The organism is Vreelandella stevensii S18214, assembly GCF_000275725.1.
Classification (GTDB): Bacteria; Pseudomonadota; Gammaproteobacteria; order Pseudomonadales; family Halomonadaceae; genus Vreelandella; species Vreelandella stevensii.
Genome location: NZ_AJTS01000020.1, coordinates 1 through 18,854, shown reverse-complemented (window position 1 = coordinate 18,854; position 18,854 = coordinate 1). Strand labels below are relative to the sequence as shown.

General features: G+C 59.0%; 24 protein-coding genes, 1 tRNA gene and 1 pseudogene. 16 read left to right on the top strand and 10 right to left on the bottom strand.

What is annotated here, in order from left to right; translation table 11 throughout:
* Nucleotides 1-3: 3 nt before the first annotated feature.
* Nucleotides 4-315, bottom strand: a complete 312-nt coding sequence (locus HSS18214_RS0103310; RefSeq protein ID WP_016913883.1) for an SCP2 sterol-binding domain-containing protein — start codon at nucleotides 313-315, stop codon at nucleotides 4-6.
* Nucleotides 316-477: 162 nt separating this feature from the next.
* Here HSS18214_RS0103310 and sohB point away from each other — a divergent pair, with 162 nt between their 5' ends.
* Entirely contained in the window at nucleotides 478-1,524 is a 1,047-nt protein-coding gene (gene sohB / locus HSS18214_RS0103305; protein WP_016913882.1) for a protease SohB, read from the top strand.
* A 10-nt stretch (nucleotides 1,525-1,534) separates the two neighbouring features.
* Here sohB and HSS18214_RS0103300 read toward each other — a convergent pair whose 3' ends face one another.
* The gene (locus HSS18214_RS0103300) at nucleotides 1,535-1,855 is read right to left on the bottom strand and encodes an ArsR/SmtB family transcription factor (protein ID WP_016913881.1); all 321 of its coding nucleotides are present in this window, start codon (nucleotides 1,853-1,855) and stop codon (nucleotides 1,535-1,537) included.
* Between the two features lie 255 nt (nucleotides 1,856-2,110).
* Here HSS18214_RS0103300 and HSS18214_RS0103295 point away from each other — a divergent pair.
* From HSS18214_RS0103295 to HSS18214_RS0103285, 3 genes and pseudogenes are all read left to right on the top strand, one after another.
* Nucleotides 2,111-4,048: pseudogene (locus tag HSS18214_RS0103295) on the top strand (propionyl-CoA synthetase); the annotation flags it as partial.
* A gap of 138 nt (nucleotides 4,049-4,186) precedes the next feature.
* Nucleotides 4,187-4,855 (top strand): 7-cyano-7-deazaguanine/7-aminomethyl-7-deazaguanine transporter, encoded by a 669-nt coding sequence (locus tag HSS18214_RS0103290; protein WP_016913879.1) that lies wholly within the window; start codon nucleotides 4,187-4,189, stop codon nucleotides 4,853-4,855.
* 16 nt (nucleotides 4,856-4,871) lie between these two features.
* Nucleotides 4,872-5,678 (top strand): alpha/beta fold hydrolase, encoded by an 807-nt coding sequence (locus HSS18214_RS0103285; protein WP_016913878.1) that lies wholly within the window; start codon nucleotides 4,872-4,874, stop codon nucleotides 5,676-5,678.
* Nucleotides 5,679-5,714: 36 nt separating this feature from the next.
* Here HSS18214_RS0103285 and HSS18214_RS0103280 read toward each other — a convergent pair whose 3' ends face one another.
* Nucleotides 5,715-7,103, bottom strand: a complete 1,389-nt coding sequence (locus HSS18214_RS0103280) for an exonuclease domain-containing protein (RefSeq protein WP_016913877.1) — start codon at nucleotides 7,101-7,103, stop codon at nucleotides 5,715-5,717.
* Between the two features lie 21 nt (nucleotides 7,104-7,124).
* The gene (locus tag HSS18214_RS0103275) at nucleotides 7,125-8,333 is read right to left on the bottom strand and encodes an ABC transporter substrate-binding protein (protein ID WP_016913876.1); all 1,209 of its coding nucleotides are present in this window, start codon (nucleotides 8,331-8,333) and stop codon (nucleotides 7,125-7,127) included.
* 145 nt (nucleotides 8,334-8,478) lie between these two features.
* Between HSS18214_RS0103275 and HSS18214_RS0103270 the strand changes: the two genes are divergently transcribed.
* Together HSS18214_RS0103270 and HSS18214_RS0103265 are read left to right on the top strand one after the other, a co-directional pair.
* Nucleotides 8,479-10,185 carry a potassium/proton antiporter gene (locus HSS18214_RS0103270; protein ID WP_016913875.1) on the top strand — a complete coding sequence of 569 codons (1,707 nt, stop codon included), beginning with the start codon at nucleotides 8,479-8,481 and terminating at the stop codon, nucleotides 10,183-10,185.
* Between the two features lie 58 nt (nucleotides 10,186-10,243).
* Nucleotides 10,244-10,334, top strand: a tRNA-Ser gene (locus tag HSS18214_RS0103265).
* A gap of 110 nt (nucleotides 10,335-10,444) precedes the next feature.
* Here the strand turns inward: HSS18214_RS0103265 and HSS18214_RS0103260 are convergent.
* Entirely contained in the window at nucleotides 10,445-10,717 is a 273-nt protein-coding gene (locus HSS18214_RS0103260) for a Txe/YoeB family addiction module toxin (protein WP_016913874.1), read from the bottom strand.
* Nucleotides 10,698-10,970, bottom strand: a complete 273-nt coding sequence (locus tag HSS18214_RS0103255; protein WP_016913873.1) for a type II toxin-antitoxin system Phd/YefM family antitoxin — start codon at nucleotides 10,968-10,970, stop codon at nucleotides 10,698-10,700. Before HSS18214_RS0103255 ends, HSS18214_RS0103260 begins: the two co-directional genes overlap by 20 nt.
* 212 nt (nucleotides 10,971-11,182) lie before the next feature.
* Between HSS18214_RS0103255 and HSS18214_RS18465 the strand changes: the two genes are divergently transcribed.
* Complete coding sequence (locus tag HSS18214_RS18465; protein WP_156808467.1) at nucleotides 11,183-11,902, top strand: DUF6694 family lipoprotein; 720 nt, start codon at nucleotides 11,183-11,185, stop codon at nucleotides 11,900-11,902.
* Nucleotides 11,903-11,978: 76 nt separating this feature from the next.
* Nucleotides 11,979-12,161, top strand: a complete 183-nt coding sequence (locus tag HSS18214_RS0103245) for a hypothetical protein (RefSeq protein ID WP_016913871.1) — start codon at nucleotides 11,979-11,981, stop codon at nucleotides 12,159-12,161.
* Nucleotides 12,162-12,163: 2 nt separating this feature from the next.
* Here HSS18214_RS0103245 and HSS18214_RS0103240 read toward each other — a convergent pair whose 3' ends face one another.
* Entirely contained in the window at nucleotides 12,164-12,358 is a 195-nt protein-coding gene (locus tag HSS18214_RS0103240) for a hypothetical protein (protein ID WP_016913870.1), read from the bottom strand.
* Nucleotides 12,359-12,469: 111 nt separating this feature from the next.
* Here HSS18214_RS0103240 and HSS18214_RS0103235 point away from each other — a divergent pair, with 111 nt between their 5' ends.
* From HSS18214_RS0103235 to HSS18214_RS19230, 3 genes are all read left to right on the top strand, one after another.
* Nucleotides 12,470-13,465, top strand: coding sequence for a hydrolase (locus tag HSS18214_RS0103235; protein ID WP_016913869.1), 996 nt, complete (start codon nucleotides 12,470-12,472; stop codon nucleotides 13,463-13,465).
* Between the two features lie 29 nt (nucleotides 13,466-13,494).
* Nucleotides 13,495-14,493 carry an aldo/keto reductase gene (locus HSS18214_RS0103230; RefSeq protein ID WP_016913868.1) on the top strand — a complete coding sequence of 333 codons (999 nt, stop codon included), beginning with the start codon at nucleotides 13,495-13,497 and terminating at the stop codon, nucleotides 14,491-14,493.
* 104 nt (nucleotides 14,494-14,597) lie between these two features.
* Nucleotides 14,598-14,762, top strand: coding sequence for a hypothetical protein (locus HSS18214_RS19230; protein WP_016913867.1), 165 nt, complete (start codon nucleotides 14,598-14,600; stop codon nucleotides 14,760-14,762).
* A gap of 81 nt (nucleotides 14,763-14,843) precedes the next feature.
* Here HSS18214_RS19230 and HSS18214_RS19450 read toward each other — a convergent pair whose 3' ends face one another.
* A complete protein-coding gene (locus HSS18214_RS19450) occupies nucleotides 14,844-15,017 on the bottom strand; it encodes a hypothetical protein (protein ID WP_016913866.1) in 174 nt (57 codons plus the stop codon).
* 161 nt (nucleotides 15,018-15,178) lie between these two features.
* Here HSS18214_RS19450 and HSS18214_RS0103215 point away from each other — a divergent pair, with 161 nt between their 5' ends.
* From HSS18214_RS0103215 to HSS18214_RS0103195, 5 genes are all read left to right on the top strand, one after another.
* Nucleotides 15,179-15,856, top strand: a complete 678-nt coding sequence (locus tag HSS18214_RS0103215) for a Bax inhibitor-1/YccA family protein (protein ID WP_016913865.1) — start codon at nucleotides 15,179-15,181, stop codon at nucleotides 15,854-15,856.
* Between the two features lie 101 nt (nucleotides 15,857-15,957).
* Nucleotides 15,958-16,347: a sulfurtransferase complex subunit TusD gene (tusD, locus tag HSS18214_RS0103210; protein WP_016913864.1), complete on the top strand. Its 390-nt coding sequence runs from the start codon at nucleotides 15,958-15,960 to the stop codon at nucleotides 16,345-16,347.
* Between the two features lie 9 nt (nucleotides 16,348-16,356).
* Complete coding sequence (gene tusC / locus HSS18214_RS0103205; RefSeq protein ID WP_016913863.1) at nucleotides 16,357-16,719, top strand: sulfurtransferase complex subunit TusC; 363 nt, start codon at nucleotides 16,357-16,359, stop codon at nucleotides 16,717-16,719.
* A gap of 13 nt (nucleotides 16,720-16,732) precedes the next feature.
* Nucleotides 16,733-17,014 (top strand): sulfurtransferase complex subunit TusB, encoded by a 282-nt coding sequence (tusB, locus tag HSS18214_RS0103200; protein ID WP_016913862.1) that lies wholly within the window; start codon nucleotides 16,733-16,735, stop codon nucleotides 17,012-17,014.
* A 1-nt stretch (nucleotide 17,015) separates the two neighbouring features.
* Nucleotides 17,016-17,366 carry a TusE/DsrC/DsvC family sulfur relay protein gene (locus HSS18214_RS0103195; RefSeq protein WP_016913861.1) on the top strand — a complete coding sequence of 117 codons (351 nt, stop codon included), beginning with the start codon at nucleotides 17,016-17,018 and terminating at the stop codon, nucleotides 17,364-17,366.
* A gap of 27 nt (nucleotides 17,367-17,393) precedes the next feature.
* On the opposite strand, the gene HSS18214_RS0103190 is transcribed toward HSS18214_RS0103195, so the two are convergent.
* Both HSS18214_RS0103190 and HSS18214_RS0103185 read right to left on the bottom strand, forming a co-directional pair.
* Nucleotides 17,394-18,026 carry a helix-turn-helix domain-containing protein gene (locus HSS18214_RS0103190; protein WP_016913860.1) on the bottom strand — a complete coding sequence of 211 codons (633 nt, stop codon included), beginning with the start codon at nucleotides 18,024-18,026 and terminating at the stop codon, nucleotides 17,394-17,396.
* A gap of 85 nt (nucleotides 18,027-18,111) precedes the next feature.
* A partial coding sequence (locus HSS18214_RS0103185) for a histone deacetylase family protein (protein ID WP_016913859.1) occupies nucleotides 18,112-18,854 on the bottom strand: 743 nt, incomplete at its 5' end.

Genomic DNA, 18,854 nt, shown 5'->3' with positions numbered 1-18,854 from the left:
GGCTTACCTGGCCGGAAACAGGCTGGTCAGCTTGGTGGCCAGCATGACGTTGCCGGTCGCCTTGAGCTTGCCGGTCATGAACGCGGTCATGCCGTTGATGTCGCCACTCATGATGCCCTTGAGGGTATCGGTGCTCAGGCTCAAGCTCACTGAAGGGTCGTCGTGTTCGCCTTCATGCACTCCCAGGCTACCGTCCTGAACCGAGAGATAGTGGCTGCCAGCATCGGAAAAATGAAACTGGAAAACTTCGTTCATGCCTTTGGCTGCTTCGGGGTCGAAGCGGGACTGCAGTTTTTCAAGCGTATTGGATGACATAAGGTATGCTCACGTAACGAGTTGATGCGGATTGACGTTATCTCACGAGAGTATTTCAAACAGTTGTTTTAATCAAGCCTCGTTGACACTTCCTCACAATCTGCGGATAAAGCCCGTACACTAATACTTTCCAGCGTTTAAAAATACCTGAGGAGATGAGTCATGGCGGAATGGTTGGTGGAAATGGGCACCTTCCTGCTGCAAACCACGCTGGTGCTGGCAGCAGCGGCAGCGTTGCTGATGCTGGTGATGCGAAGCAAGGAGTCCCCGTCATCGGGATTGAAGCTACAGGTAGAATCCCTGAACGACCAGCGTAGAGCCCGTGGCCGGCGGCTGCGGGTCAACACGACCGAGCAGGGCGCCCGCAAGAAGCTGATCAAGGCCTTCCGCCAGGAAGAGAAAGCGCGGCAAAAGGCGGCCAAGCAGGGTAAGAGTCCTTCTGATTCTGTTCAAAAACTATGGGTGCTGGATTTCCATGGCGATATCAAGGCCTCCCAGGCTGAAACCTTTGCCCAGGAAGTGTCGGCGGTGATCGATGTGGCCAGCGCCAGTGACGAAGTGGTGGTGCGTCTGGAGTCGGCGGGCGGATTGGTGCACGCCTATGGGCTGGCGTCGGCTCAGTTGGACCGGCTGCGGGAAGCGGGGCTGACCACCACGGTGTGTATCGATAAAGTCGCGGCCAGCGGTGGCTATATGATGGCGTGTACCGCTCACCACATCAAAGCGGCCCCATTTGCGGTCATTGGCTCCATTGGGGTCGTGGCTCAGGTGCCCAACATCCACCGTTTACTTAAACGCAACGATATCGACGTGGAGCTGCTCACCGCTGGCAAGTACAAGCGCACCTTGACCATACTGGGAGAAAACACCGAGGAAGGGCGCGAGAAGTTCATCGACGACCTCGAGAATACCCATCGTTTGTTCAAGTCTTTTGTGGCTAGTCACCGACCCGACATGGATATCGAGCAGCTGGCGACGGGAGAGGTCTGGTACGGCAGCGAAGCGCTGGAACACAAGCTGATAGACAGCGTGGGCACCAGCGAAGCCTACCTGGTCGAGCGCATGGCCGATGCGCAGGTATACCGGGTGAAGCTGGAACCGCCGAAGACCATGGGGCGCCGGTTTGGCCTTGCGGTGTCGGCGGGCATCGAGAATGCGCTGGTGAAAGCGCTGGGGGTGGTCGAGTCAGCCGGTTGGTTGCGTCGTTGACCTGACAGCGTCAGGCCGCATAGTGCTGTGCCAGGGTACTGATGATCGCCCTGGCGCTGTCACTGTTGAGCGAGTAATAGATGGTTTGCGATTCACGGCGCGTATCGACCAGCTTGTCTCGGCGCAAAATGGCCAGGTGCTGGGAAAGCGCAGACTGGCTCAGCGACAGCTGTTGATTGATCTGCGTGACAGAGAGCTCCGTCTCTGCCAGCAAGCAAAGAATTTGCAGCCGTTTTTCATTGGCCAGAGCCTTGAGCAGCTGGGTGCCAGCCTCGATGGCGAGCCCATTGTGTTCCAGAAGGCGTGCAGCGGCGCTAGTAGAAGCAGACATGAAACTCTCCTTGCCTACACTGTGGTGACAGCGTTGTTATTGATTATGTAGCCATCGTCGCGTCGCGAGGATTGGGTTGTTGAATGATCATTAATTTAGCGCTTTTTGTCCAAATGCGCGATTAACGTTCTATCAATGGTAAGCGTCGATTTTTTGTCGACAATCTTTCTTTTCCATATTCGCTTTGGTCGAATTTAAGCCCATAGTATGAGGGTGAAAGCGCGCTTTGCTTTGTAGAGTGTCAACAATCAAGTTCACAACAATGACAAGGCCGCCATGAACCGTTACCACTCCATCTACCAGCAGTCGGTTGAACAGCCAGAAGCGTTCTGGGCCGCACAGGCTCGCAAACTGCCCTGGTATACGCCCCCCAGTACTATCCTCAGCTATGACGAACAGCGGCATGCCCGCTGGTTTGGTGATGGCGTGCTCAATATCTGCCACGCTGCCATCGATGTACACGTAGAGCAGGGCCGCGGCGAACAGGCGGCCATTTTCTGGGACTCGCCGGTTACCCGCGGCAAACAGACGCTCACTTACCGCCAGCTACGCGACCGGGTCGCCAAGGTGGCCGGAGGCCTGGCGCAACTGGGCGTCACCAAGGGTGACCGGGTGATCATTTACATGCCCATGGTGCCGGAGGCGCTGATTGCCATGTACGCCTGTGCCCGCCTGGGCGCGGTGCACTCCGTGGTCTTTGGCGGCTTTGCCCCCCACGAGCTGGCGGTACGCATCGAAGATGCCGAGCCAAGGGTAGTCATTGCGGCTTCTTGCGGAGTGGAGGTCGACAAGGTGCTGCCTTACAAGCCCATCGTGGAGCGCGCCATCGAGCTGAGTAGCTTCAAACCCCAGGCGTGCGTGGTGTTCCAGCGTGATGCCCACCGGGCCGAGCTGCAGCCGGAGGATCACGATTGGGCGACGCTCGAAGCCAGTGCCCAGGCCGTCGACTGTGTGCCCGTCAAGGCGACCGATCCGCTGTATATCCTCTACACCTCCGGTACCACGGGCAAGCCCAAGGGCGTGGTGCGCGATACGGGTGGCTACGCCGTGGCGCTGCACTACTCCATGGAGGCCATTTACGACCTGGCGCCGGGCGACGTGATGTTCACGGCTTCGGATGTGGGGTGGGTCGTCGGGCACTCCTATATCGTTTACGCGCCGCTGCTACGTGGCTGCACCACGGTGGTATACGAAGGTAAGCCCGTGCGCACGCCGGATGCCGGGGCGTTCTGGCGGCTGATCGAGGAGTACCGCGTCAAGAGCTTCTTTACAGCGCCCACGGCATTCCGAGCCATCAAGAAAGAGGATCCGGACGCCAGGCTACTCTCGCAATATGATATCAGCAGCCTGAAACATCTATATGTGGCGGGGGAGCGGCTCGATCCTCCCACGTTTCATTGGCTGGATGACCTGCTGGACGTACCGGTGATCGATCACTGGTGGCAAACCGAAACCGGCTGGCCGATTGCCGCCAACTTGCCCGGCATCGAAGCCGTGCCCACCAAGGCCGGTTCGGCCACGTATCCCGTGCCCGGTTTCGACGTACGCATTCTGGATCGCGACGGCGAACAGGCTGAGGCCATGCAGCAGGGCAGCGTGGTGATCAAGCAGCCGCTGCCGCCAGGCTGTCTGATCGGCGTATGGCGTGATCCGCAGCGTTTCCACAGCGCTTACATGGCGGCTTTCCCGGGTTTTTACCTGACCGGGGATGGCGGCTATTTCGATGAGGAGGGCTACCTGTTCATCATGGGACGCACCGATGACGTGATCAATGTGGCGGGGCATCGCCTCTCTACCGGTGAAATGGAGGAAGTGGTGGGGGCACACCCCGCAGTGGCCGAATGCGCGGTGATTGGCATTCATGACGAGTTGAAAGGGCAGCTCCCGATAGGGCTGGTCATTCCCAAGGATGGCTTCCAGGGCGACGAAGCGACGCTGGAAGCCGAACTCATCGAACGGGTGCGTGAACATATCGGCCCGATTGCCTGCTTCAAGCAGGTGCTGGTGGTCAATCGGCTACCGAAAACCCGTTCGGGCAAAATATTGCGCAAGCTGCTGCGCAATATCGCCGATGGCAAGTCCTACGGTATTCCATCGACCATCGATGACCCCACCAGTCTCGATGACGTGCATGAAGCCATGTGCCAGCGTCAGATCGGTGCCGCTGAGCAAGCGAAGCCGCAGCAGGACTGAAACCAGGTTGGCCGCCCGGATAGCCTGGGCGGCTTTCATTACCAGCGAGAAGGCGTATAATGCGCGCCCCAGTAGCGTCATTACGCTGTTCACGAGGGTTCCCTAACCCCTCTTGCCACCAAAAAAAGGTCTCGCTCCATGTTTGCGCTCACCGATCTTCAGCATCGCCGTTGCCTGACGGTAATGGTCCTTTTCCATATTGCCATCATTGCCGCCAGCAACTATCTGGTGCAGCTTCCCTTTACGCTGTTCGGCTTTCACACCACCTGGGGAGCCTTCAGCTTTCCGTTCATCTTTCTGGCCACCGACCTGACCGTCCGCCTGTTTGGTAAAGGACCGGCACGCACCATCGTATTACGGGTCATGTTTCCCGCGCTGCTGGTATCCTATGTAGTGTCAGTGGTGTTTCCCCGTGGCAGTTTCGCGGGCCTGGAGGCGTTGGGCGAGTGGAACCTGTTCGTGGCGCGGATTGCCCTGGCCAGCTTCCTGGCCTACGTGCTGGGCCAACTGCTGGATGTGCAGGTCTTTGACCGACTGCGCCAATGGGCCTGGTGGGTAGCGCCGGTCTGCTCCACCATCCTGGGTAACCTGGCGGATACCTTTGCCTTTTTTGCGACCGCCTTTTACAACAGTCCCGACCCGTTCATGGCCGCCCACTGGGTGGAAATTGCCACGGTGGATTACGTCATCAAACTGGCGATCAGCCTGCTGTTCTTCCTGCCGCTGTACGGCTTATTGCTGGCGTGGCTGACGCGCAGGCTGGTGGTATGGACCGGCCAGACAGACGCCGAACCACGCACCGCTTAATCATCAAGGAGCCCCCATGACCGAACAGGCCACTGTCGACCTGCACGTGATCGATCTGCCCGCCGAGGTGGAAGTACCTGAGCAAGCGCCGCTGATCGTCATTCATGGATTGTTGGGAAGTGCCGACAACTGGCGCTCGCATCTCAAGGTGTGGCAGCGCAAGCGCCGGGTGGTGGCGGTGGATCTGCGCAATCATGGCCGCTCGCCCCATGCCGAAGGCATGCGCTACACCGCCATGAGTGATGACGTGCTGGCCGTGATGGACAAGCTCTCCATCGAGGACGCGCATGTTCTTGGCCACTCCATGGGCGGAAAAGTGGCCATGACGCTAGCTCGGCAAGCCCCCGAGCGCTGCCTGTCGCTGATGGTGGCCGATATCGCCCCGGTGGCCTACCAGCATGGTCATGACGATGTGTTCGCGGCGCTGAATCGCGTCAGAGACGCCAAGCCTGCCAACCGCCGAGAAGCCGATGCGCTATTGGCGGAGCATGTCAGCGAGCGGCCCACGCGACTGTTCCTGGCCACTAACCTGGTACGAGACGAGCAGGGGGGGATGAGCATTCGCGTGGGGCTGGACGAGATTCAGCGTGGCTATGAGCACATCATCGGTGAGCCGGAAGGAGAGGCTGCCTATGAGGGGCCAGCGCTGGTGCTGCGTGGGGCCAACTCTCACTACGTGACGGATGAAATGCTGCCCAGGCTACGTGAAGTGCTGCCACGGGCCCGCCTGGTGACGCTGAAGAATGCTGGGCATTGGCTGCATGCTGACCAGCCAGAAGCGTTTCAACAGGGGATCGACGCTTTTATTGCGGCGCACTCCTGACGCTAGCCCACTCCATCCAGCCACCAATCCAGCCACTCAACCCAGCGGCTCTATCGACAGCCCGTGTTGGTCGGCATCGCGGATGAAGCGGTTGAGAATGCGGTAGGTATCCATGTCGAACTGCCCGGCAGGTGTGTTCAACGCCAGCGCCGCCTGCCGCGATGGGGCGCTGCCCAGATAGCACCAGTGATCGACCAAGTGATAGGCCGCCGGACCCGTTGGGCGGCTCTGTTCGCGCAGAATGATACGGCCAGACCACGGCCAGGCGCTGATCTGCAGGCCCGCCAGCGCCTGCTGGGCACGCAGCGTGTGCGCCACGCGTGTTTCCTCGCCGCAACACGCCCCCCGGCATCGCCCCAACTGGTGGGCAAAACAGCGGCCCTTGCCCTTTTCCAGCCCCAATACCTGCGGGCAGAGCTGATGCGCTTCGGCCAAATGGCGCAGTGCCTCCTTGGCTTCCCTGGCGCTGCGGAACAGGCCAAACAGCTTGCCCGGCTGCGGTTGCCCTAGCAGCTTGCCATTGGCCAACGTGGGCTGCGCCGCATCGTCTGGCCAGTACCAGGTGTGTAGCTTGCCTTGGCGGCGTAGCTGGCGGTTCATGATGGGCATCAACTGCTTGACCAGCTGCGCTTCACGCAGTTGGGCGCTCAGGTCACCGGCCGTTTCCTGCCATTCCACGTGCTGGATCTGCTGGGCCAGGCGCATCTCCTTGTCATCCTGATGATCACGCTGGAAGTGGCCGAGCACCCGCAAGCGCAGGTTGACGCTCTTTCCCACATAGAGTGGCAGGCGGTTGTGCCCATAAAACAGGTAGACACCCGGTGCTTCCGGCAGCCCCGCCAGCTGCTCGCTGGGAAGGTGTGCGGGCAGGCTGCGGTGACGCTGTTCGTCAGCCAGCGCCGCCTGCCAGGTGGGCGTATCGAACCGCTGTTGCCAGGTTTGCCAAAGGCCCCACAGGGCTTGCGCATCCTCTTCGGCTCGGTGGGCGTTGGTTCTGGGAACGTCGTAATGGGCCAGCAATGCCGTCAGATTGTGCCTAGGCATCTGCGGTGCCAGTCGCCGGGCAAGGCGTAGAGTGCAGATTACCCTGGGGCGGTAAGCAATCCCGGCGCGTTTGAACTCGTTGCGCAGGAAGCCTGCATCGAAGCGGGCGTTGTGCGCCACCAGCGTGTCACGCCCCAGCCATCCGTTGAGCTCCTCGGCAATGCAAGCAAAGGTGGGCGCATCCTTGAGCATTGCATCGTCGATCCCTGTCAGTCGGCTGATATGGGCAGGTACTCCCGTTGTGGGCTGAATCAGGCTTACCCAGCGCTCCACGACGTGACCGCCCACCATTTTCAAGGCGGCAATTTCCGTGATGCGGTCACGGGTAGCGCGTGTGCCGGTGGTTTCTATGTCGATGAAAATCAGTGGCGTATCGTTCATGCGGCTCCCGCCTGGGCGTGCTTATGGCTCGGCCAGGGTATGCGGATTAATGGCCAGCCGCGAGGCAGGCAGCGTGGCCTCTATCGTGCCGGAGACCAGCAGGTAACGTTCGAAGGCGCTGTAACGACGCTCATCCAGGGCGGCCGGGCTCAGCGCCAGGCGGCGCACGATATTTGCCCAAGCGCCCTGGTTGACCGGGTTGTCGAGCACTGGCTGAGTGTTGATCACTAGTTGCCAGGCCTCGTCGGGGTGGTCGACGATCCAGTTGCTGGCCTCTTCCAGTGCGGTCACCAGACGCGACCAGGTGGCTGCCCGCCGCGCGACAGAATCGCTGTTGGCCAGCAGGATCAGGCCATCATGGCGGGGAATGTCGAGCGCTTGATAACGCACCGTGTGGGTGACGATACCGTCTGAGGCCAGCTCTTCCGGCAGGGTCAGATAAAAGCCGTCGGCAATGGCGTCGACGCGCCCTTCGCGTAGGGCGCCGGCCGCATCGAAGTGGACGTTTTCGGCGGGCAAGAACTCATCGATTTGCCGCAGCGACAGGGGCACCAGCGGTTCCGCCAGCAGGTCGCGTCCTTCGCGGGTCGAGAAGCCATAGTGAACTCTGCCCAATCCCTGAAGTGGGTCGGGCGAGGTGGCGGTGCCTGCCACGATCACGGCATTCAACGGGGTTTCGACCAGCGTGGCAATCCGTACGATGGGCGCGCCATCATGCACATTCAGGTGCAGCAGCGGCTGGCGTGAGAGCGCCAGGTCTACCTCGCCGGCCGCCAGCAGCTTGATGGCGATAGCCGGGTCGGCGGGCGTCTGTAGTTCCACCTCCAGCCCTTGCAGCGCAAACAGCCCGCGCTCCTTGGCAACGATCAGGGGGGCATGCTGGGGGCTCAAGTACCAATCGAGCATCAGGCTCAGGTGCTTCATGGGCGGTGGGTCCAGAGGCGGGGGAGGCACCAGTGCCATGCTAGGCGCATCGTCTTCACTGGACGCTTGTTCCGGGGCAGCTGTGTCAGGCTCGTTGCTTCCGATGGGCGCCGCTTCTACCTCGGGGGGTGGAGTGCTTGGCCACAGCCCTTCAGGCAGCACCAGATCACTTTCAAGCTGCAAGGGGGCGGGGCGAGTGTCGGGTGTTTCTGTATCATTTGCGTAAGTGGCTGAAATTGAAAATAATAAAAAAACCGTTAGCACCAGGGTGACGATGGAACGGGCACGCAATAATGCGTTCAACATAACCTGAACTCCAGAGGGTACGACGGCGGAGTTTAGCTGTCTGGGGAAGTCTCTGGCTAGCCCTGGGGCCATCTGGCCAACTCGCCCAGTAAAATCCGCTTGGGCATGCAATAATAGAACGGCATTGATGTAGAGACGGAGACTCATGGACGCAATTTATACCTTCTTTCTGGTAGGCGGTTCCCTCATGGCGCTCAGCATTCTGGCGAGCCGCTTGTCCTCCATGATGGGCGTGCCGCTGCTGCTGATCTTCCTGGGGCTGGGCATGCTGGCCGGAGAGGAGGGCTTATTGGGTCTCGAGTTCGATGACTACTCCATGGCCTTTACCATCGGCCATCTGGCGCTGGCCATGATTCTGCTGGATGGTGGGTTACGTACACGACTCAAGACGTTTCGCGTGGGGTTTCGTCCAGCCCTTTCGCTGGCAACGCTTGGTGTGTTCATCACCAGCGCCATCGTGGGCGTTATCGCCATGTGGGTCTTCGACCTCACCTTGATTCAGGGGCTGCTAGTGGGGGCCATCGTCGGCTCCACCGACGCGGCGGCCGTGTTCTCGATGCTCAGTGGCCGTGGGGTGAACCTGAACGAGCGGGTTGGGGCAACGCTGGAGATCGAATCAGGCACCAACGACCCGATGGCGATTTTCCTGACGCTGATGCTGGTCGAGATGCTGGTGGGGGATATTGGCGGCATTAGCGAGACGTTGATGTTCTTCGTTTCTCAGTTCGGCATCGGCCTGCTGGTGGGCGTGGCAGGCGGCTGGGGTAGCGCCAAGTTGTTGCGCTGGCTGGACCTGGCGCCAGGCCTCTACTCCATGCTAGCGCTTGCCCTGGGGTTCAGTGTCTTTGGCCTTACCAGCGTGCTGGGCGGCAGCGGCTTCCTGGCCATTTACCTAGCCGGGTTGATGATCGGCAATCAGCCAGGCAGGCACCTCAACTTCATTCTACCGGTGCATGACGGGCTGGCCTGGTTAAGCCAGATCGGCCTGTTCCTGGTGCTGGGCCTGTTGGTGACACCCAGCCAGCTCTGGGAAGTCGCGCTGCCGGCCAGTTTAGTGGCATTGGCACTGATCTTTGTCGCGCGGCCGCTGGCGGTACTGATCACCATCAAGCCGTTCTTCAAGTTCCGCTGGCGCGAGACCTTCTTTATTGCCTGGGTAGGCTTGCGGGGTGCCGTGCCCATCGTGCTGGCCATTTTCCCGGTTATTGGCGGCGTCGAAAATGCCTCGCTCTACTTCAACGTGGCCTTCGCCGTGGTGCTGATGTCGCTACTGATTCAAGGCGGTTCGCTCAACCTGGTGGCCCGCTGGTTGAAAGTGCAGATGCCCGTGGGCACCACGCCCAATCGGCGCGGCCCGTTGGGCATCCTGCCGGAAAACGATTTTGAAATGTTCGTCTACACGGTGGAAAACCAGGACTTGGATGATGTTCCTATCCGGCTACTGCGGTTTCCCTCGGGCGCATTGATCTCGTCGCTGTTCCGCAACCACGTCATGCTCCACCCCAAGGGCAGCACCCGACTGAAGCTGGGGGATGTGATCTGCGTGATTGGTCGCAGTGAAGACCTGGTGGCACTGAACCGCTTGTTCAATGGCGATGCCAAGCTCAAGCAGGAGCGGGCGTTCTTCGGTACCTTTACCCTGGACGGTACCGCTCAGATGCAAGACATTGCCCAGGCCTACGGCCTGACCCTGAGCCCCGGCGAGCAGAAGATGACCCTGGCCGAGTTCGTCTCCCTGCGGGTAGGCGGCCACCCGGTGGTGGGGGACGACGTGGACTGGCACGGCATTCACTGGGTGGTCAGCGAGATGGAAGGCGGCGACATTACCCGGGTAGGCTTAAGACTCTACTAATTGATTCAAAAGGCGTTGACTTCCAAGGGAAAGCTGTTATTATACGCACCCATAAGCCGGAGGGATGGCAGAGCGGTTGAATGCACCGGTCTTGAAAACCGGCATAGGTTAATAGCCTATCCAGGGTTCGAATCCCTGTCCCTCCGCCACTTATTTGAAAAAGCTCCTGATTCGTCAGGGGCTTTTTTCGTTTTAAGCCCTGCGCCTCCTCCCTGGTAAGCCCTCAATACAATGCACCGGTCTTTCACTGTGTCCAGCATCAAAACTGATCGTAGTGACCACCAATAGCAAAAATATAAATGGACCGTTCGTCGAACCGATAGATCAAACGATCCTTTTGCGATATGCGCTTAGACCATAGCCCAGCGAGGTTGTGTTTCAGTGGTTCAGGCTTGCCAAAGCCGGAAGACGGATCCTCAGATCGCAGCATCTCCTTGAGTAGTTTGCACAAGGCCTTGTGTAATCGTTTGTCCTTTTCGCGCATGGCCTCATACGCTTCCCAGGTGTTGCCCTCAAAGACCAGTGATCTCATTCATCTGCTCGACAGTCGGTTGATAGCCTTTGCCACGAGTGTGGGTCTCAAGAGAGTCGGCAATCTGCTGCATGAGATGTTTGCTTTGGAGAACGTGAAGCGTTTCCTGTTCCTGTTCCCAGTCGTCGGCGCTCATCACAATAAAGGCTTCTCCGGCTCGTCGCGTTACCTTGAGAGGCTCATGCCTGCTCACCACTTGCTCTACGACGCTTTTCAGATTATCTCTGAATTTGTTGACACTGATAGTATCCATAGCCACCTCTTGATGTACGGGTTCTCCGTACGATTATAGGCCAATGGTTCTAACAAGACCAAGCCCAAAACCACCCAACGAAGCTATCCTCCCAATCCTGACTCATCGCCGAGATCATTACGGTGGTGGAGCGCTCTCCGCCCTCGAAGGCTATTTCCAAAGCGCCACCAGATAGCTTATGTTGTTAAATCGACCAACAGGATGGTGACTCTATGAAACGGATATTAGCGGTAGCGATGACGATGGCCATGGTGGGCGTTGCTTTTGCAGACCCGACCATCGACGCTTCCAACCCCCGATACTTTGACCGATCCCTCGATGAAATTCGTGCTTCACTGGATGACAGCGAGGCTGAACGCTTCGACGAGGCCGTGAATACGTTGCTGATGCGCCGTTCCCAGCAGGGGCTGACCATCGTTCAGCTCAGTGAACTGCGTGATGACGAGCTGGAAGCCCTCGCGACCGAGGCCCGGCGCAGTTTGCACGGGTTGAGTGGGCCGCAAGTGCTGGCCCTGGCAGGGGACTTGCCCGAGAAAGACAAGGAAGGCCATGAGCTGGAAGAGCCCATTGCTCAAGAAATGCTGAGCCGGTTCGTGGTGGAAAGTGCCGAGTATCGGTTAAGCGATGAAGGGGGTTCTGGCAGCACGCCGGTGATCGAACTTCGAGTTACCAACAATACGGGCGAACCGGTGGCACAGGCCCATTTTCGAGGCGTACTGCAAAGCCCGGGGCGGTCGACGCCCTGGGTGGATGAAACCTTCTTCTATACCATTTCCGGGGGCATCGAGCCCGGTGAAACGCTGGAGTGGAGCCTGGCCCCGGATAGCACCGGAGCATGGGGGAATCCGTCGATCAGCGACGATGCGCAGCTGAGTATCGAGGTTCTGCGCCTGGATGGCCCCACCGGTGACATGCTGTGGGAAAGGCCTTGAGAAAGCGCCTGACATGACGCATCAACACCCGCCAAGGCGGGTTTTGATCGAGGTATCACTTGCGCAGGAGCGCACCATGGATAAAGTGTTTGCCTGGGACCATCGCCGAGAGCGGGTGGTTTATCGAATACCGGGGCATCGTCATGATGATGGACGAGAGGATAGCGACCTGTCGCCCGTGTGGCTGGCTGCTCAGCCCGACGATTTGCCGGAAGGCGTGGCCGTGGAAGACCTGCGCAAGGTCGACGTGGATGAGTAGCCTTATGGCTGCTCGTCGTGTGTTTGCTCGTTGAGAGTATTGGCCACATCGTCGGCTTCGGGCTTGGTGGCGCCTCGGTGGCGAACCAGCTCGCCATCGCGTTCGTTTTCATCCCTCGTGTCGACCACCCACCACTCGGGCTGGTCGTCGATTTCGGCACCTTCCTTGACTGCACGGTAGACGGCAAAACGTTCCATAATCCTCTCCTTGGTCATGATGGGTACGTTAACCCTAGCGCATATCGGCAGCGGTTGCCGAAAGTTTGTTAAGCTTATCGGCTACTTGAGCGTGTAACAGGAGCCCTGCCTGTGTTTCAGCCGTCCCGCTGGCTGGTCAATGGCCATCTTCAAACTGTGTATAGCCCGCTGTTACGTCGCCGTGCGGCCCTGTCGCGCCACCGTGAACGCCTGACCCTGCTGGATGGGGATTTCATCGATCTGGATTGGTATGGGCCTGAAGGGCCGCAGGTGCCTTGTGCTGTGTTGCTGCATGGTCTGACGGGCAGCGCTTCTTCCCACTATATCGTTGGCCAGCAGCAGGCCTTGGCGGCCATGGGCTGGCAAAGCGTTGCGGTGAACTGGCGTGGCTGCTCAGGTGAGCCGAATCACCGAGCCCGAGGGTATCACTCCGGGGCCAGCGAGGATCTGGGCGATATCGTAGCCCAACTGGTGGCCAGGGCGCCGCAGAAACCGCTGGCCGCCGTCGGTTACTCCTTGGGTGGCAATGTGTTGCTGAAGTACCTGGGAGAAACCGGCGAGCAGTGCCCTTTACAGGCCGCCGTGGCGGTGTCGGTTCCCTTTCGGCTCGACCACTGTGCCGACCGTATCAGCCAAGGGGCGTCCAGGGTGTATCAGGCGCGCTTTCTGCGTGACCTGCGCCGCTACGTGGAGAACAAGCGTCACGCGTTCGAAGCCCAAGGCCGCGAGGAAGAGTTGGCACGTTTGAGCGCTTTGCAAAGTCTGGAGGGGATGCGCACCTTCTGGGACTTCGATGGTCGCGTGACGGCACCTTTGCATGGGTTTGCCAGTGCGGCCGAGTATTATCGCCGTTGTAGCAGTGCTTACTTCATTGGCAGCATCGCAAGACCCACGCTGGTGATTCATTCGTCGGATGACCCTTTCGTTTATCCTCATAGCGTGCCGCCGAGCGGTGAGTGGGCGTCTTGCGTCACGCTGGAGCTGCATGCACAGGGGGGCCATGTGGGATTTATCGAAGGCACGCCATGGCGGCCACGCTATTATCTCGAACACCGCGTGCCACACTGGCTCGCTGCACAAATAGCCGTACACGCCGCCGTGTCCTGATCACCTGAATAGGCAAGTCGAGGTTATTCATGTCTGCATTTCTGAAGCGGTTGAACGAGGTCGGGTCACCCCGCATTGGCCTGGGCTGCATGAACCTGTCCCATGGGTATGGCCAGCGCGTATCGGACGCTGAGGCCATCCGTGCCCTGGAAGAAGCCTTTGAGATGGGGTATCGCCATTTCGATACCGCCACGCTGTATGGCGGCACGGCCAACGAGCGGCTGCTGGGGAGCGCCCTGGCCAACAAACGTCACGCGCTGCTGCTGGCCAGTAAAGGCGGAATGGCCATGGACATGGAGCGCGGCCAGCGGGTGATCGACGGTCGTCCCGCTACCTTGCGCAGACAGTGTGAAGAGAGCTTGGCGCGTCTGAAAACCGATCATCTCGATATCTACTATTTGCATCGCCTTGACCGTCAGGTGCCCATCGAAGAGAGCGTGGGCGCGCTGGGGCGCCTGGTAGAGGAGGGCAAGCTGGGCGCGGTGGGGCTATCGGAGATTTCAGCAGCGACGTTACGCAGGGCTCATGCCGAGTACCCCATTGCGGCCGTTCAGTCCGAGTATTCGCTGTGGACCCGCAACCCCGAAATTGCTCTCAAGCAGGCCTATGAAGCGCTTGGGGTAGCATTGGTAGCCTTCAGCCCCCTGGGCAGAGGCTTCCTGACGGGCACGATGGACACGCATACGACATTCCCTCAGGGCGACATGCGGGCCAACATGCCACGCTTCACGGGCGATAACCTGGTGCAGAACGTACAAGCTCTGGCTGATGTCAAGGCGCTGGCCGCACGCCAAGGGTGGACGCCTGCCCAGTTGGCGCTGGCCTGGGTCTGTGCACAGGGGGAGAACGTCGTACCGATACCGGGCAGCTGTTCTACCCAGCACATGCGTGAGAACCTGGCGGCAGAGAACCTTCGCCTCGATGCGGATGTATTGGCCAGCCTCCGTCAGATGATGCGCCCAGAGACGGTAGCAGGCAGCCGTTACAGCGATGCACAGCAGGCGGATATCGATACCGAAGAGTTCTGACGCGCCTGGGGCACTTTATTTTTTCGGCGCCGTTGCATTCTTTCAGCATTTGGCTAACATCCAAATTATGCTAACAGGCTGTTAGCCTCCTAAGGAATACCGCCATGTTGAAAGGTCTGATTATCTGCTTCGCTGTACTGTTTGCCCAGTTGGCGGTACTGAACGTGATCGATGCGCGTCTCTACAACGCTCAGGATGCCCGCCAGTCTGCTTCTACCGTGGTGACACCGCATCGGGATGAAGAGGGCGATAGCGAATCGTCCGTGTAAGGGGCAGCGTTGTTCGTTGACCGTGGCTGGATAAAAAACGACGGCAGCTTTCAAAGCTGCCGTCGTTTTTTTGGGTGCTGATCAAAGCATCTCTGCCAGCCACTGTTGAAACGTGGCCCAGGACTGCTGGTCGGCGCGTTCGTGATAGCGGTCGCTGCCGAATACGCTGAAGGCCACACCATCGACCTCATAGCGTGTGGCCGCCAAGGCGAAACAACCTACGGAAGAGATGATGACAGGGATCTTGTGGCGCATTGTCGTGTCCAATGTATGTTGGGAAATATCAGCATAGTTGAATCGCCACTCGAGGCGACAACGCAAGACACTCGTTGCGTTTAAAGACAAAAACTTGCGTATGGAACCTGAGGACGGCATTCTTGTCCGTTGTGAGTATGACCATATAGGGAGCACTGATAATGTCTTTTAACGATTCCAACCTGGCAAGAGCACAGACCACCACGGTCAGTGGTGCCAGTGCCAACAAGGTTCTGCGAAACACCTACGCGCTGCTGGCGATGACGCTACTGTTCTCTGCCGTCATGGCAGGGGTGTCTGTGGCCATGGGCATTCAGCAGCTGAACATTTTCGTGTTCTTCATCGGCGCCTACGGCCTGATGTTCCTGGTGTACAAGACTGCCAATTCAGCCGCAGGCCTGTTGGCAACCTTCGCGTTCACCGGTTTCATGGGCTTTACGCTGGGCCCCATCATCTCGGCCTACCTGACACTGCCCAACGGTGGCGCGCTGATCATGAACGCGCTGGCCATGACGGGGCTGACGTTTATTGGTCTGTCGGCCGTTGCGTTGACGACCAAGAAAGACTTCAGCTTCCTGGGCAACTTCCTGCTGGCTGGCGCGATCGTGCTGGTGCTGGCCATGGTAGCGGGGCTGATCTTCAACATTCCGGCGCTTTCCTTGATGGTGTCCGCGGGCTTTGTGCTGTTCGCTTCGGCGGCAATCCTTTACCAAACCAGTGAGATCGTTCACCGGGCGGGCGAAACCAACTACATTCTGGCGACCGTCACTCTCTACGTCTCGATCTACAACCTGTTCATCAGCTTGCTGTCCATTCTGGGCATCATGAGCAACGATTGATGTAGCAGGGATGCTCACTGAATGAGAGCATCATGTAAGTACCAACAGACCCTACCCAGTAGGGTCTGTTTTTTTGGCTTCGCTAAAACGAGAGGTGAGCCATGCAGTATGGCCTGTTAGTGATGGGCGCTCCGTATTCAAGTGCCGCTCCTCATTCAGCGCTGCGCTTTGCCCATCAGGTCATTGCGTGTGGGCATCGGGTTGCCGGTGTGTTCTTCTACCGCGATGGGGTTCACAATGCGTCGTCGTTGATGACGCCGCCTCAGGATGAGCTTAACCTGCGCGAGGCGTGGATAGACCTTCACCAGACCCACGGCGTGATGCTCGATGTATGCGTGGCAGCGGCCTTGCGTCGGGGTTTGCTCGATGAGTCCGAGGCGAAACGCCATGGCAAGAGCGTGGCCAACCTGGAGGCTCCGTTCTCGCTGACCGGGCTTGGCCAGCTTTTAACGTTACAGCAGCAGTGTGATCGCCTGATCACCTTTGCCTAGGAGCCATTGATGAGCACTTCTCAACGTCTGGTGATCATTCGTCATGGGCCCCATGCGTCCAACGCCTTGCGTGAAGGGCTGGATGTGGCCCTGGTGGCGGCGGCATTTGGTGAAGAGGTGGGTCTGCTGTTCATGGGGCAGGGGGTGTTTGCGCTGCTCAAGGAGCAGGGGGCTGGCGCGCCAGGCCAGAAAGCGACGCTGCCGACGATGAACATGCTGGAAATGTACGACATCAACGACCTGTGGGTGACCCAAGAAGCGCTGGACGAGCTGAGCCTGACCCCCGATAAGCTGCTGGAAGGGGTCAAGTGCTTGCCAGCAGCGGAGCTGCCTGCGCTGTTGGCACGTCATGAACAGGTACTCACCTTTTAATGGGCGACATACGATGCTGCATATAGTCAACAAACCACCTGAGCACAGCGCCGCACACCAGATGCTGGCAGTCGTTTCCCCGGGTGACACGGTGCTGCTCATCGAAGACGCCGTTCAGGCCGTGCTGCACGATGCCTGGCAGGGCTGGCGCATGGAAAGCGTGGAGGTGCTGGCGCTGCATGACGATGTGGTAGCCCGTGGATTGAGTGGATATGCATCTGACAAGCCGTTGGCGGATATGCCAATGTTTGTCAGCTTGACCGAACAGCACCCGCAGATCTTGACGTGGTATTGATATGAGCAATGAAGATTTATACCGTTATCTTGATTCGGCTAAAACAATCCAACTCGACCCTGAAGGCTTTTTGGTAGAACAAAGCCAGTGGTCAGAAGAAGTAGCAGAGTGGTTGGCGAACGACGAAGGCATGTCGTTGACGGCGGAACACTGGGAAATCATCCATGTGGTACGAGACTTCTATGCCCGTTACGAGATGGCACCTGCCATGCGCCCGTTGGTCAAGGCCACCACGCAGGCGCTGGGAGCAGAAAAAGGGCGCTCGATCTATCTGATGACGCTCTTTCCTGGCAGCCCGCCGAAACGTATTGCGCGGATTGCCGGCTTGCCCAAGCCCACCAACTGCCTATGAGCATGCGCCTGCTGACCATGGCAGGCGCTATACCAGGTCTCCACGCGTACAGACCGAGAGCACCACGGCATCGTCCTGGCTGGTCGACACCAGCGCGTGGCCCATGTCGCTATCGAAATAGATGCTGTCACCCTCTGCCAGTACCAACGGGGCATAGAACTCGGTGTACAGCATGATATCGCCGTGCAATACCATCAAAAACTCTTCGCCGTCGTGACGCACCCACTGATGATATTCGTCAAAGCTACGGGCGCGCACGATGGTCTTGAACGGGATCATGCGCTTTTGCGCCAACTGATGCCCCAGTAGCTCGTGTTCGTAGGTGGGGGTGGGGTGCAGCTGCCCTTTGCCTTTGCGGGTAAGATCACGACGGCCCATGGTGTAGCGCTCACGCTTGGGCGGCGTAAACAGCTGCGGCAGATCGATATTCAAACCGCTGATCAGCTTCTGGACCACGCTAAAAGTTGGCGAGACCTGATCATTTTCGATCTTGGACAGCGTCGAACGAGCAATGCCGGTACGTTGGCTCACGTCTTCCAGCGTCCATTGGTTGGCCAGACGGATCTGCTTCAGCCGCTCACCCAGGCGCAGCGGCTCGACAAAAGGTTTTCGCCCTGAGGCAATGCGCAGCGCGGCATGCTCTTCGGAGGTCGCGGTCATAAAGGTCACGTAGTGAGAGCGTCAATGAGTGAGAACGTCAACGAGAGCCGCATGGTACCACAGGCGAAAGGGGCGCGGTGGCGCCCTAGGGCGTATCGGTGAAAGGCAACCCCAACAAGGCCTTGAGATGCGCTTCACTGCTGCTGGCCAGCGAGGTCAGGTTATAGCCGCCTTCCAGCACGGAGACCACGCGGTTGTCGGCATACAGGGCGGCTATCTCCATGGCCAGGTGCGTCACCCAGTAAAAGTCCTCGTCTTCCAGGCATAGGTCGCCCATGGGATCCTCGCGGTGAGCATCGAACCCCGCCGATAGCATCACCAGGTCCGGTTTGAACGCATGCAGCGCTGGTAGCCACTGGCGTTCGATGGCAGTGCGAAACGCCGCGCTGTCGGTACCGGCCTCCAGCGGGGTGTTGACCACGTTCTGCCACTCGCTGCGCAGGTAGCGCCATGGATAGAAGGGGTACTGGAAGCTGGTACAGACCAGCACATCGGGGTCATTCTTGAAAATATCGATGGTGCCGTTGCACTGATGGACATCGAAATCGAGTATGGCGATACGCCGAGCGCCATATTTTGCGCGGGCATGGGCAGCGCCCACCGCCACGTTGTTGTAGAAACAGAAACCCATGGCGTCGGCAGCTTCCGCATGGTGCCCAGGGGGGCGTACCGCACAAAACACGTTGTCTGCCTGCCGTTTGTAAACCTGATCGACACCACGGATCACCGCTCCGGCCGCCACTCTGGCCGCTTTCAGGCTCTCCGGGTTCATCATGGTATCGCTGTCCAGCGTTACGATTCCTTCATCGGGCACGCACTTTTCCAACG